At 68.6% G+C, this 13,364-nt stretch carries 13 protein-coding genes; 11 read left to right on the top strand and 2 right to left on the bottom strand.

Annotated features, from left to right (window positions below):
• Nucleotides 1–23 precede the first annotated feature (23 nt).
• Nucleotides 24–365, top strand: coding sequence for an NAD(P)H dehydrogenase assembly family protein (locus tag I1E95_RS17270; protein WP_322781721.1), 342 nt, complete (start codon nt 24–26; stop codon nt 363–365).
• Here I1E95_RS17270 and I1E95_RS13515 read toward each other — a convergent pair.
• Together I1E95_RS13515 and I1E95_RS13510 are read right to left on the bottom strand one after the other, a co-directional pair.
• A complete protein-coding gene (locus tag I1E95_RS13515; RefSeq protein WP_197163035.1) occupies nt 323–1,645 on the bottom strand; it encodes a pitrilysin family protein in 1,323 nt (440 codons plus the stop codon). The two genes, I1E95_RS17270 and I1E95_RS13515, sit on opposite strands and share 43 nt — an antisense overlap.
• Nucleotides 1,642–2,919 carry a pitrilysin family protein gene (locus I1E95_RS13510; RefSeq protein ID WP_197163033.1) on the bottom strand — a complete coding sequence of 426 codons (1,278 nt, stop codon included), beginning with the start codon at nt 2,917–2,919 and terminating at the stop codon, nt 1,642–1,644. Before I1E95_RS13510 ends, I1E95_RS13515 begins: the two co-directional genes overlap by 4 nt.
• Nucleotides 2,920–2,974: 55 nt before the next feature.
• Here I1E95_RS13510 and I1E95_RS13505 point away from each other — a divergent pair, with 55 nt between their 5' ends.
• The 10 genes from I1E95_RS13505 to recG all read left to right on the top strand — a co-directional run bounded on the left by I1E95_RS13505 (nt 2,975) and on the right by recG (nt 13,361).
• Nucleotides 2,975–3,739, top strand: a complete 765-nt coding sequence (locus I1E95_RS13505) for a phycocyanobilin:ferredoxin oxidoreductase (protein ID WP_197163031.1) — start codon at nt 2,975–2,977, stop codon at nt 3,737–3,739.
• On the top strand, nt 3,736–4,650 hold the full coding sequence (locus tag I1E95_RS13500) for an HlyD family efflux transporter periplasmic adaptor subunit (protein WP_197163029.1): 915 nt from the start codon (nt 3,736–3,738) through the stop codon (nt 4,648–4,650). The genes I1E95_RS13505 and I1E95_RS13500 overlap by 4 nt, the downstream gene beginning before the upstream one ends.
• Entirely contained in the window at nt 4,647–5,834 is a 1,188-nt protein-coding gene (gene devC / locus I1E95_RS13495; RefSeq protein ID WP_197163027.1) for an ABC transporter permease DevC, read from the top strand. The genes I1E95_RS13500 and devC overlap by 4 nt, the downstream gene beginning before the upstream one ends.
• 85 nt (nt 5,835–5,919) lie before the next feature.
• Complete coding sequence (locus I1E95_RS13490) at nt 5,920–6,615, top strand: DevA family ABC transporter ATP-binding protein (RefSeq protein ID WP_197167525.1); 696 nt, start codon at nt 5,920–5,922, stop codon at nt 6,613–6,615.
• Nucleotides 6,616–6,674: 59 nt separating this feature from the next.
• Nucleotides 6,675–6,830 (top strand): hypothetical protein, encoded by a 156-nt coding sequence (locus I1E95_RS13485; protein ID WP_006171625.1) that lies wholly within the window; start codon nt 6,675–6,677, stop codon nt 6,828–6,830.
• 107 nt (nt 6,831–6,937) lie between these two features.
• Nucleotides 6,938–7,870, top strand: coding sequence for a glycosyltransferase family 2 protein (locus tag I1E95_RS13480; RefSeq protein ID WP_197163025.1), 933 nt, complete (start codon nt 6,938–6,940; stop codon nt 7,868–7,870).
• A 139-nt stretch (nt 7,871–8,009) separates the two neighbouring features.
• Nucleotides 8,010–8,726: a 30S ribosomal protein S2 gene (gene rpsB, locus I1E95_RS13475; protein ID WP_197163023.1), complete on the top strand. Its 717-nt coding sequence runs from the start codon at nt 8,010–8,012 to the stop codon at nt 8,724–8,726.
• 110 nt (nt 8,727–8,836) lie between these two features.
• Entirely contained in the window at nt 8,837–9,499 is a 663-nt protein-coding gene (tsf, locus tag I1E95_RS13470; RefSeq protein WP_197163022.1) for a translation elongation factor Ts, read from the top strand.
• Nucleotides 9,500–9,540: 41 nt separating this feature from the next.
• Nucleotides 9,541–10,830, top strand: coding sequence for a hypothetical protein (locus tag I1E95_RS13465; protein ID WP_231594642.1), 1,290 nt, complete (start codon nt 9,541–9,543; stop codon nt 10,828–10,830).
• Nucleotides 10,788–13,361 (top strand): ATP-dependent DNA helicase RecG, encoded by a 2,574-nt coding sequence (gene recG / locus I1E95_RS13460; protein WP_370594550.1) that lies wholly within the window; start codon nt 10,788–10,790, stop codon nt 13,359–13,361. Before I1E95_RS13465 ends, recG begins: the two co-directional genes overlap by 43 nt.
• The last annotated feature ends 3 nt before the right edge of the window (nt 13,362–13,364 follow it).

The raw sequence follows: 13,364 nt of genomic DNA, 5'->3' as shown, positions 1-13,364 counted from the left end.
ATGCCAGCTGAACAGCGGTGGCCATGAGCTCCCTCGATCTGCCCACCGATCACTGCGCCGACCCCATGGCCGAACCGCCGGAGCCTCAGCCGACGGACCCGAAGTCCACTCCAGCCGGTGAGCCCGGACGGGCCCCATTCAGCGTCGGGGACTGGGTCCGGATCAAGGACCGGATCACCTACCTCAAAACCGCCGATCCGATGCCGATGCTGCGCCCCCCCGATCTGGTCGATGGCGATGAAGCCGGCCAGGTGATGGCCCTGCGGGCGATCAACCAACTGGCGGTGCGCTTCCGGCGAGGCACGTTCCTGCTGGGTGCCGATCAGCTCAGTGCCTGCACTCCCGAGGGGCGGCCCAGGGGGTGAGCGCCCCAGATCTTCGCCGCGGCCCGAAGGGCCTGGGGCGGTCCGCAGAGGCTCAGGCTGGGCCGGCTGAGCAGTTGGCGGGCCACGCTGAGCAGGCTCTCGGGGGTGAGACTGCCGGCCCGCTCCAGCGACTCATCGGCGTAGGACCAGCCCAGGCCATGGCCCAGCACCATCGCCTGACGATCGGCGATCTGGCCGCAGGTCTGCCGGCCGGCGGCGGAGGCGCCGCGGAACTTGGCGATCGCCAGGGCCAGTTCCTCACCGCTGAGGGGCTGATCCAGCAGCCGCTGCCACTCCGAAAGCAGCTCCCTGGTGGCCTCCGCCGCCCGCTCGGCGGAACTGGAGAGGTGGAACACGAAGGGGGCAGCGCCACAGCGGGCCGGGGCGTGGACGCCCACGTCATAGGCCAGTCCGCGGTCTTCCCTCAGGGCCACGAACAGCCGGCTCGACATGCCCACTCCCAGATGGCACTGCAGCAGTCGCAGGGCCAGGGAGCGGGGATCGGCCAGGGGCACCGTGGCGGCCCCGAGCATCAGCACCAGCTGCTCGGTGTCCTGCTCCTCGAGCACGAGGCCGGGCACGTTCGCCGCCTCCGGACCGCTCAGCAGCGACGGTGATCGGCTGGTCCAGGCAGGGCTGCCGTGGGGTTGCAGCAACTCCTCGAGGGCATGGGGTGGCCTGCCCACCAGCACCAGGGCCGCCCCCTGGCTCCCCAGGTCCCCGGCGGCATCGAGCAGCTGGGGACGATCCAACCCGGCCAGCTCCGTCTCCACACCCAGGGGGTCATGGCCGTAGGGGCCCTGGCCATACAGGTGGGACCGCAGCTGATCGTGGGCCTGCTGGAAGGGGTCTTCGCGCAGGCGAGCGAGGGTCTGCAGGTTGAGCTGCCGCTCCAGGCTGCTCTGATCGGGATCGAGCCAGGGGCGCTGCACCATGACCCTCAGCAGCGGCAGCAGGGCGGGGGCATCGTCGCTGGCGCATTTCAGACTGATCACCAGGGCGTCTTCGCTCGCTTCGCAACGGAGTTCATCACCCAGGCCCTCCACCAGATCAGCCAGCTGGTCACCACTGAGGTCACCGCAGCCACGGCTGAGCAGGCCTGCCAGAAGCTGGGCCCGTCCGCGCTGGCCAGGGGGATCGGCGGCGCTGCCGCCACGGATCCAGAGCCTGGCGGAGAGGATCGCCGGACCCTCGCGACGCAGCACCGACACCGGACAGCCGCCGGGCAGCTCGAAGCGCTCGGGCTGGGGCAGGGGGGGAAGGGGGGTGGAGTGACTCATGCGGGCAGGGCCAGCAGGCGGCAGGCCCTCTCGGGGGCCAGCAGCGGCAGCAGCTCGGCGCCGAGGCGCTCCACGCTCCAGCGCTCCAGAAGCTCGAGGGGTTGGCGCAGGGGCTGCAGGCGCCCCCAGAGGCACTGGTGACCGATCAGACCCGCCACCGACGCCGCCGACTCCAGGCCAAAGCGGTACCCATTCGCCACCAGGCGCCGGGCGCGCTGCAACTCACTCTCCGGGGGCGGGGTGCAACAGATCTCCTGCCAGACCACGGCGATCTGCTCCTCCACCGCCGCCACCTGGTCCGGGGCGCAGACCGCCTCGAGCAGGGCCAGGCTGCCGGCCTCCAGCACATTCAGATCCAGATCGATGCTCTCCACCAGGCGAAGGTCTTCGCGCAGCCGCTGCACCAGTCGGCTGCGGCGACCTTCGGCCAGAAGGCTGGTGAGCAGATCGGCGCCGGCCACCCCCTCCTGATCGTCGGCGGCGGGAAGCTGCCAGGCCATCAGCAGGCGGGCCGCCTCCAGCCGTGGCAGCCGCAGTTCATGGACACCGGGGTGCAGCTCCATGGTTGGGCCTGGTGGCGATGGCGAGGCCAGGGGTTCAAGGCCGGCCAGGGCACTGTCCGCCAGCAGGGACTCGATCGGCAGCTGATCGATGGCGCCGGCCAGGGCCAGGCTGCAGCGCCGGGGCCGGTAGGCGTTGCTGTGAAACGAGGCCATCCCCTCGGGAGTCTGAGCCTTGAGGGCTTTGCGGTCTCCCAGGATCGGCCGGCCGTAGGGGTGATGGGGACAGGCCAGGGCGAGCAGGCGCTGGAAGGCCACCTCCTCGGGCTGATCCTCACTCTGGGCCAGCTCTTCGAGCACCACCTGACGCTCCATCCGGAAATCCCCGGGATCGAGCCGTGGCTTCAGCACCAGATCGAGCAGCAGCTCCAGCGCTTCGGCCACGGCCTCCGCCGGCACGAGCACGTGGTAATGCACATCGTCGAAGCCCGTGGCCGCGTTGCTGCTGCCGCCCAGCGACTCGATGCGGTGATCGAATTGCCCAGCTTCCAGGTGCTCGCTGCCCTTGAAGACCATGTGCTCCAGGAAGTGGGCCATCCCCTCCTGCCCGGGACCCTCACCGGCGCTGCCGGCCTGGCACCAGAAATCAAGACAGACCAGGGGAGCCTGCTCCTGCCTCAGGCTCACCACATCCACCCCATTGGCGAGGCGCAGGAGGCATGGATCCTCGAAGCTGTCGGCAGCCTGGAGCGGGGGTGGGGAGGGGAGGGGCAACGGCTGGGCCGAAAGGGCGTGGCAGGATCAACATTCTGCTGGCCGAGGCTGCCCCGTGACCTCCACCGTCCCCGCCCCCAGCCCTGACCAGCGCCCCGCCGCCTCCGGTCTGCACCCGCTGGTGGATGCCCTGGCCGAAACGATCCGCAGCAGCTGGAGCATGCTGCCGGAGCTGGCTCCCCTGGCCATCGAGGCCGATCTCGAGGCGATCAGCGGCAGCCTCGACGGCGAAAAACTGTTCATCCGCAATGAGCTGCGCCGCTGCCGCGGCCTGCGCAAGCTGCACCTGGAAACCGCCCGGCTGGGAGCAGGTCTGCAGATCCTGCACTGTGTGTTCTTTCCTGATCCCCGCTACGACCTGCCCGTCTTCGGAGCGGACATCGTGGCCGGGCCTGCCGGCGTGTCGGCCGCGATCGCCGATCTCTCCCCAACGGGCGGGGAGCTGGCGGCCGGCATCGCCGCCGACCTGGCTGCCCTGCCGCGGCATCCCTACAGCCAGCCGCGGGAGCTGCCGGCCTGGGGCACGATTTTCTCTCCCTTCGTGCGCTTCGTGCGGCCGGTGAGCGAACAGGAGGACGGCTGGTTCCTGGAGGAGGTGGCGGCACTGCTGGCGGTGATGGGCAAGGCCGTGGCCAGCACGCCGGAGCAGGCCGTCGATGACCCCGCTACGGTTTCCAGGTATCACGGGCAGCTCTCGTATTGCCAGCAGCAGAAACGGAACGACAAGACCCGCCGCGTGCTGGAGAAGGCGTTCAACCCGAGCTGGGCGGATCGCTACATCGAGCAGCTCCTGTTCGACGATCCGCCGCCGCCGGCATGACCCGCCTGCCGGTGCGTCCGGTCCTGATCGGCGCGGCTGCCCTGGTTCTGGTGGCCGGGACCGTGACCCTGATCAGCCGCAGCCAGCAGACCTCCAAACCGGACACCGCCCCTCAGTCGGCCGCCCAGCCGAGAAAACTCGAGGCGGTATCGGCTCTCGGACGCCTGGAGCCCGCCGGTGACATCCGCAAGCTGGCCGCACCGATCACCGGCATCGGCGGCAGCCCCCGCATCACCAGGCTGCTGGTGGAGGAAGGCCAGCGGGTGCAGGAAGGCCAGTTGCTGGCGACCTTCGACACCGGTCCGGCCCTTCAGGCCCAGCGCCGGCTGCTGCAGAGCCGCATCGCCAACCTCAGCGACCAGGTGACCCTTCTGGGGCGTGAAATCTCCCGCTACCGCCAGCTGGCCAAGGCGGGTGCCACCCCGGCCGCCGACCTGGAGAGCCGTGAACTCACCCTGGTGGAACTCAAGGGCAATCTGCGCGAAGCCCAGGACGAACTGGTCAAGACCGAGGCCGATCTGGTCAACACGGAGTTGCGGGCCCCGTTCAGCGGCACCGTGCTGAAGCTGCAGTCCAGGGTCGGCGAGCGCCCCGGCGATGACGGCATTCTCGAGCTTGGGGCCAGCGACCAGATGGAGGTGCTCGCCGAGGTCTACGAAAGCGACATCAACCGCCTGCGACTGGGCCAGCGGGCCACCATCACCAGCGAGAACGGAGGCTTCAGCGGCAGCCTCAACGGGCGGGTGATCCGGATCAGCCCCCAGGTGCGCCAGAGGGATGTGCTCTCCACAGACCCCACCGGCGACGCCGATGCCCGCATCGTTGAAGTGCGGCTTGCCCTGGAGCCGGCTGACATCGCCAGGGTCCGGACCCGCGCCGGACTGAAGACCGTGATCCGCTTCGAGCCATGAGCGCTCTGCCCGGGCTGGCGGCGATCTGGAACCGGCGCCGGATTCCCCTGGCCTGGCTGCTGCTCACCCGCCAACCGGCCCGGCTGGCCGTGGCCCTGGCGGGCATCAGCTTCGCCGGGATCCTGATGTTCATGCAGTTCGGCTTCCGCGACGGACTGTTCGACGCCAGCGTCACGGTGCACAAGCTGTTCGACGCCGACCTGGTGCTGCTCAGCCCCCGCTCCAGCAGTTCGGTGAGCATGGCGGGGTTCCCCCGCCGGCGGCTGGTCCAGACCCTCGCCGATCCCGACGTGGCCGGCATCACGCCGGTGCACTGGAACCTGGTGCTCTGGCGCAATCCCAAGGACCTCAGCACCCGCTCGATCCTGGCCCTTGGATTCGAGCCGGGGGATCCTCTGTTCACGGACCCCAGCCTGGCGCCGAAGGCGAACGTGCTCAATCAGAAGGGACGCGTGCTCTTCGATGAACTCTCCAGGCCCGAGTTCGGTCCGGTGGCGCAGTGGTTCCGGGCGGGCCGCACCGTGGAGAGCGAGATCGGTGGCAAGCGCGTGCGTGTCGGCGGCCTGGTGGCTCTCGGGGTGTCCTTCGGGGCCGACGGCAACATTCTCACCAGCAGCGAGACCTACCTGAACCTCCTGCCCAACACCCCCCCCGGCAGCATCGAAGTGGGCCTGATCCGCCTGCGGCCAGGCGCGGATCCAGCCGCTGTGATGCAACGACTCAAGGCCTCCCTGCCCAAGGACGTGAACGTGTTCACCAAGCAGGGCTTCATGGACTTCGAGAAGGACTACTGGCGCAGCAGCACGGCCATCGGCTTCATCTTCACTCTCGGTGCCGCCATGGGTTTCATCGTGGGGTGCGTGATCGTCTACCAGATCCTCTACAGCGACGTGAGTGATCACCTGCCGGAGTACGCCACATTGATGGCGATGGGGTACCCCCTCTCCAGCCTGCTGGGGGTGGTGGCGCGGGAGGGATTGCTGCTGGCGCTGCTGGGTTATCTGCCGGCCTATGCCGCCGGCCAGGGCCTCTACTCCCTGGTGCGATCCGCCACCCGGTTGCCGGTCTACATGGACCCACCCAGAGCCGTTCTGGTGTTCAGCCTGATCCTGGTGATGTGCATGGGCTCGGCCGGCATGGCCATGCGCCGCCTGGGGGATGCCGACCCCGCTGAGATCTTCTGACCGCCGCCACCTCAGCCCTGCCGCCATGACCACCGCCCCCTCATCCTTTCCCTCCCGCACCGCCCCAGGTGGTGCCCCTCCGCCGATGGTCGAGGTGGACGGTCTCTGCCACTGGTATGGCGCCGGCGAGATGCGTCGCCAGGTGCTGCAACAGGTCAGCCTGACCATCCAGCCCGGAGAGGTGGTCCTCCTGACCGGACCCTCGGGTTGCGGCAAGACCACCCTGCTCACTCTCGTGGGAGCCCTGCGCCAGGTGCAGCAGGGCCATGTCCGGGTGCTGGGGCAGGCCCTGAACGGATCCAGCAGAAAGCAGCGCCAGCAACTCCGACAGCAGATCGGCATGATCTTTCAGGGTCACAACCTGCTGCGCTGCCTCAGCGCCGAGCAGAACGTGCAGATGGGCTCCGACCTCCTGCCGCACCTCGGCTACCGGGCCCGGCGCGATCAGGCTCGCGAGTGGCTGCGGGCCGTGGGCCTCGGTGACCATCTCGACAAACTGCCCCATGGCCTTTCCGGTGGCCAGAAGCAACGGGTGGCGATCGCCCGCGCCCTGGCCGCCCACCCACGGCTGCTGCTGGCTGATGAACCCACCGCCGCCCTCGACAAGCAGAGTGGACGGGAGGTCGTGGACCTGCTCAAGCGCCTGGCCCGGGAGCAGCACTGCGCCGTGCTGATGGTGACCCATGACCCCCGCATCCTTGATGTGGCCGACCGCCTGGTGCAGATGGAGGACGGCCGCCTGATCGCGGCCCCTGTCCCTGAGCCGCAACCGGCGGCCTGAAGGTCGATGGGCCGGGCTTGGTAGGCTGAAGACTCTCTCCAACGGGCCCGAACCACTACATGGCGAAACGCAGGAATCTGAAGAAGGAAAAACAGGAGCGCAACCGCGCCTACGCCCGCAAGTTCAAGAAGCGCAAGCTCCGTAACGACGGCCGTGGTGAAGGAGCCGGCAACGGCGTCACCGGCACCGCCAACAACGGCGGCGCCGCCGACTGAGCCAGGAGCTGGTGTCGCTCTCCAGGCGCCCAGGTGTGGCGCCTGACGGGCGTGGGGATCCCGAGGGATCCCTTTTTCATGCTCCATCACCCCACGGCCGCCACGTCATGTTTCCCAGCGTCGTCATCCCCACCTACAACCGCAGGCCGATCCTGGAGAAGGCGCTCCTGGCCCTTGAGGATCAGCGGCTGGAGCCGCCCCTGGAGGGGTACGAAGTGGTGGTGGTCGATGACGGCTCCACCGACGGCACCGCCGCATGGCTGCGGCAGGAGGCGGATCGTTTCCCCCATGTGCGCCTGATCGAGCAGGACCATGGCGGACCCGCCGAGGGCCGCAACCGAGGCGTGGATCATGCCCGCGGTGATGTGATCGTGTTCATCGACAGCGATCTGGTGGTCACCGGCACGTTCCTGCTGGAACATGCCCGGGCTCTGCAGGCCCACTGGCAGCGCAGCGGCAACCGGCTCTGCTTCACCTACGGCGCGGTGATCAACACGGCCAATTTCGAGGATCCCACCAGCGAACCCCACAAGCTGAGCGATCACTCCTGGGCCTACTTCGCCACCGGCAACGTGGCGATCGATCGTCAGCTGCTGGAGCGATCCGGTCTCTTCGACACCGGCTTCCGCCTCTACGGCTGGGAGGACCTGGAGCTGGGAGAGAGGCTGCGGCGGCTGGGGGTGGAGCTGGTGCGCTGCCCGGCGGCGGTGGGATACCACTGGCATCCGGCTCTGAGCCTGGAGCAGCTGCCCGATCTGGTGCGGATCGAGCAGGAACGGGCCCGTATGGGCCTGGTCTTCTACCGGAAGCATCCCACCCGGCGGGTGCGCTTCATCATTCAGTTCACCTGGTGGCACCGCCTGCTCTGGGAGCTGCTCACCCTGGGGGGACTGCTCAACGAGCGCACGCTGCGGCCGCTGCTGGCCTGGCTGATCCGTCATGGCCAGAACGCCCTGGCCATGGAGCTCCTGCGCCTGCCCCTCAACCGGCTGGGGGTCCGCGCCCTGTTCCGCGAAGCCCGCGCCGAGGGCCTGCGCTGACCGTTTGATAGCTTGGATTGTCCTTAACAAACCGCACACCTGTCCGTTTCGGGTGCTCAGTCGGCACCGGTGATCCCCTTTCCGGGTCATCGCGTCTGATCCCTGGCAGGTGGAGGCGAACCCGAAACCCTTCCCAACCATGGCTGTTGTCACCCTCTCCGAGATGATGGAGGCTGGTGCCCACTTCGGGCACCAGACGCGTCGCTGGAATCCCAAGATGTCGCGCTACATCTACTGTGCGCGCAACGGGGTTCACATCATTGATCTTGTGCAGACGGCCGTCTGCATGAACAACGCCTACAAGTGGACCCGCAATGCCGCCCGCAGTGGCAAGCGCTTCCTGTTCGTGGGCACCAAGAAACAGGCCTCCGAGGTGATCGCCATCGAGGCCACCCGTTGCGGTGCCGCCTACGTGAACCAGCGCTGGCTGGGCGGCATGCTCACCAACTGGAGCACCATGCGGGCCCGCATCGACCGCCTCAAGGATCTTGAGCGCATGGAGAGCTCCGGCGCCATCGCCATGCGTCCGAAAAAGGAAGCGGCAGTGCTGCGCCGCGAACTGGAGCGTCTGCAGAAGTATCTCGGCGGTCTGAAATCGATGCGGCGACTGCCCGATGTGGTGGTGCTGGTCGACCAGCGCCGGGAGAACAATGCCGTGCTCGAGTGCCGCAAACTCGACATCCCCCTGGTGTCGATGCTCGACACCAACTGCGATCCTGACCTGGCCGACGTGCCCATCCCCTGCAACGACGACGCCGTGCGCTCCGTGCAGCTGGTGCTCGGCCGGCTCGCCGACGCGATCAACGAAGGCCGCCACGGCAGTCAGGAACAACGTGCCGAAGACGACGAGGCCTGAAGCCTCTCGACTCTGAGCTCAGGTCTGAGGCCTGAGCTTCCCCGGGGTCCCGAGCACGTCGGGACCCCTGATCATGACCATCCACCTTTCCCTTCCTCCTTTCCCCTCCCATGGCTGAGATCTCGGCGAAGCTCGTCAAGGAACTGCGCGAGAAAACCGGCGCCGGCATGATGGACTGCAAAAAGGCGCTGGCGGAATCCGCCGGCGACATGGGCAAGGCCGCCGAGTGGCTGCGCCAGAAGGGCATCGCCACCGCCGAGAAGAAAGCCGGCCGCACCGCCGCCGAGGGCGCCATCGGCAGTTACATCCACACCGGCGCACGGGTGGGTGTGCTGGTTGAGGTGAACTGCGAAACCGATTTCGTCGCTCGCGGCGATGTCTTCCAGGAGCTGCTGCGCAACGTGGCGATGCAGATCGCCGCCTGCCCCAACGTCGAATACGTGAGCACCGAGGAGATCCCCGCCGCTGTCGCCGATCGCGAAAAGCAGATCGAGATGGGTCGTGACGACCTGGCCGGCAAGCCCGACAAGATGAAGGAGAAGATCGTCGAAGGCCGCATCGGCAAGCGCCTCAAGGAACTGGCGCTGCTGGAGCAGCCCTTCATCAAGGACAGCTCCATCACCGTGGCCGAGCTGGTCAAGCAGGTGGCCGGCAAGATCGGCGAGAACATCCAGGTGCGTCGCTTCACCCGCTACACCCTCGGTGAAGGCATTGAGGTGGAGCAGACCGACTTCGCCGCCGAGGTGGCCGCCATCACCGGCAAGGCGGCCTGAGCGCCGCTGGCGTTCCCCTTCCGTCCCTCCGCCTCAGCCGATTGGAGACCAGCGCCACCGCGTTGTCAGAAGCCCACGGGCACCTGGAGCGGATCCGACTGCGTCTGGGGGAGGGCCACCGTGAGCTTTATCACGACCTGGCCCTCTACCTGCAGGTGTTGCGCGACGGCCTGCTGGACGCCGTCCAGCAGGCCGTCTTTCATGTGGCCACCCAGGTGGTGCCGGAGCGCTACCGGCATCTCAACGATCGCCAGCGCCAGGAGCTGCCCCGCCGTCTGGCAGAACTGGTGCAGCGCTGCGGCTGCCTGCTGACCCTGGAGCAGTTGCTGGTGCTGGCACGCCAGGTCCAGAACGAGCAGAGGCGACAGGGTCAGCAGGACCAGCGTCGACTGGCCCGGGCCCTGTCGAGGTTGTCCGCCGGGGCTGCCGAAGACGACGGCGAGGATGACGGGGACGAACGCGAGGAAGCCGAGGGCTCGATCCGGCTGGATCTGAACCTCCCTCTCTCCGCTGAGCTGTTCTCCGCTGGCATTCCGACCCTGGCCGGCCTCGGCGGCCTGGTGGATGACCCCGCGCAGAAGCTGATGGACGGCGAAGAACGCGATGAAGGGGACGACGACGGAGACCTCGACGTGGAAGGTGCAGACGACGACGAGGACGACAACCTCGATGAGGAGTCTGAACTGGATGAGCTCGAGGACCTGGAGGACGACGACGCGGAAGCGGAGGATCCCACCGACATCCTGAGGGCCCTGCTGACGATGGCCGTTCCTCTGGACCGGCGCTCCCAGATACGCGTGACAGGCCTCTCCTCCCCCGAGGCCACGGCCGGACCTCTCCCCCATAGCTCCGCTGAGGCCGAGGCTGATCAGCCCCTGGTGCCTCGGCAGCCCCTGGAGCTGCTGGAGTGGTGGCAGGCACTCGACCTTGCCCTGCAGAGGCGCCTGCGCAACCTCTCGCATGCCATCAATCTCGACCTGATCAAGCTGGGTCTCACCCGAAGCCTGATGCCGCTGTCTCTGCTCGATGCCGTGCTTCAGGGAGACCTCGAAGCCCTCCCCGCTCCGGCGAACCTGCTGCGGATCCACCTGCCCTTCGGCACCCCCGAAACACCTGTTCGGGTCGAGGCCCTGGGTGTGCTGCTGCGCACCAGCGATCTCGAATACGAACAACCGCGCCTGCGCACCTGCCGCAAGCGCCTGGAGCAGCGCCGCGCCAGCGTGCGCAAAATGGCTCAGCAGTACCGCCACTGGCAACGGCGGGCCCGGGCCCTGGAAGCGGAACAGCAGTGGATGCAGGACAGCCAATCCACCCCCGAGAGCCAGGCCTGAAGCCGGCGGAGGATCGGCCCGCTCCCAGAGCCGGAGCCAGCTCGGACCATGGCCGCTGGATCACCACCCTGCAGCAGGCCCTGCAGCTGGAGGTGGAACGCGGGTTCGAAAACCTGCAGGGCCGCCGGGAACGGTTCAGCCTCTTCCTTGAACGCCAGTGTCGCCAGCCCCCCGACGACCTGATCCGCCGGCTGCCTGAAGCGGCGCCAGCTCTGATCGACCTGGCCGAGTCCTTCGCCCGCTACGACGCGTTGCCCCTGGCCCAGCGCCAGTCGCTGCTGAGGCGCTGCCGGGAACGGCTCCACGGCCTGCGCAAGACCCTTGATCCTCCCCGGCCCCCAGGGCCACCACGGCTGACGCTGGCGCCCCGCCCTGCGGCCTCCGTCGACGGCAGGTCCGGAGCCCGCAGGGGGGCCGGCCCCATCCAACCCGACACACCCCTCTCCGAGGTGCCTGGGATCGGTCCGAAGACCGCCGCACGGCTGGCGAGCCTCGGCTTGCTGCTGGCCCGCGACCTGGTGTGCCACTACCCCCGCGACTACCTCGACTACGCGAATCTGGTCCGCATCCGGGAGCTGGTGCCGGGCAGCACGGCCACGATCGTGGCCACGGTGCAGCGCTCCCATGCCTTCGCCAGCCCGCGCAACCCCCGGCTGGCAATCCTGGACCTGCAGCTCAGCGACAGCACCGGACGGCTGCGGGTGAACAAGTTCTTCGCAGGCAGGCGCTTCAGCTCACCAGGTTGGCTCAAGGCCCAGCAACGGCAGTTCCCGCCCGGCTGCAGCGTGGCCGCCAGTGGCCTGGTGCGCCAGACCCCCTACGGCCCCACCCTGCAGGATCCCCTGCTGGAGGTGCTCGAGTCGCCCAAGTCTCCGGTGCGCTCAGGCCAGATCGGACGGCTCGTGCCGGTCTATGCCCTCACCGAAGGGCTGGGCGCCGAACGCCTGCGCCAGGCCATCCAGACGGTGCTGACCGCCGCCGCCCGCTGGGATGATCCCCTGCCGGCGGCTCTGCTGCGGCAGGAAGGACTGCTGGATCGGGCGGCCGCCTGGCGCGGGCTGCACGATCCTGCCGACCGTGACGACCTCAGGGCCAGCCGTCATCGGCTCGTGTTCGATGAATTCCTGCTGCTTCAGCTCAACCTGCTGCAACGGCGTGCTCAGCTCGCGCGGCGGCCGGCCCGGCCCCTGAGGTTGCCGAGGGGGCAGAGCAGCCTGATGGCCTCCTTTCTCGACTTGCTGCCCTTCCAGCTCACGGAGGCCCAGCGGCGGGTGCTGGCCGACATTCAGGCCGATCTGGAGGAGGAACGGCCGATGGCCCGGCTTCTTCAGGGGGATGTGGGCAGCGGCAAGACCGTGGTAGCCGTCGCGGCCCTGCTGGTGGCCATCGAAGCCGGTTGCCAGGGGGCTCTGATGGCCCCCACGGAAGTGCTGGCCGAGCAGCATGCCCGCAAGCTGGGGGAGTGGCTGAGCCAGCTGCACGTGAGCACGGCGCTGCTGACGGGATCCACCCCGGCGGGGCGGCGGCGGCAGCTGCTCCAGGATCTGGCCAACGGCCAGCTGCAGCTGCTGGTGGGCACCCATGCCCTGCTGGAGGATCCGGTGACCTTCGCCCGCCTGGGGCTGGTGGTGGTGGATGAGCAGCATCGCTTCGGCGTGCGCCAGCGCGACCGGCTGATGGGTAAGGGGCTGCAGCCGCACCTGCTGACCATGACCGCCACACCGATCCCGCGCACCCTGGCTCTCTCCGTGCACGGCGACCTGGATGTGAGTCAGATCGACGGCCTGCCACCGGGCCGCACCCCCATCCGCACACGCCTGCTGCGTGGTGGTCAGCGCCAGGAGGCCTACGAGCTGATCCGCGAGGAGGTGGCCCGGGGCCAGCGGGCCTATGTGGTTCTCCCCCTTGTGGAGGAGTCGGAGACCCTGGACCTGCGATCGGCGGTGGCCGTCCACCAGCAGTTGCAGGAGGAGATCTTCCCGGATCTGCGCGTGGGCCTGCTGCATGGGCGCATGCCGAGCCCTCGCAAGCAGGAAGCGATCAACGCCTTCGCGGGCGGGCACTGTGATGTGCTGGTCTCCACCACCGTGGTGGAGGTGGGGGTCGACGTGCCGGAAGCCAGCGTGATGGTGATCGAGCATGCCGAGCGCTTCGGCCTGGCGCAGCTGCATCAGCTGCGGGGCCGTGTGGGCCGCGGGGCGGCCGCCTCCCACTGCCTGCTGATCAACGATGGCAAGGGGGGGCCGGCCCAGCAGCGGCTGGAGCTGCTGGTGCGCTCCAGCGACGGCTTCGAGATCGCCGAGATGGATCTGCAGCTGCGGGGACCGGGCCAGGTGCTGGGAACGCGCCAGTCGGGCCTGCCCGACCTGGCCCTCGCCAGCCTCAGTGACGATGGGGACGTGCTCGATCAGGCCAGGACACTGGCGAGGCGACTTCTGGAGCTCGACCCCGATCTGGAGCGCCACCCGCGCCTGCGCCAGGCGCTGCACGAGCAGCGGCAACGGCTGGTGGAGACCGGCAGCTTGAATTGAACC

Origin of the sequence: Synechococcus sp. CBW1107 (assembly GCF_015841355.1) — a bacterium.
Taxonomy (GTDB): domain Bacteria; phylum Cyanobacteriota; class Cyanobacteriia; order PCC-6307; family Cyanobiaceae; genus Regnicoccus_A.
Note: the sequence above shows the minus strand (reverse complement) of the source record. Positions and strands in the feature narration are given on the sequence as shown.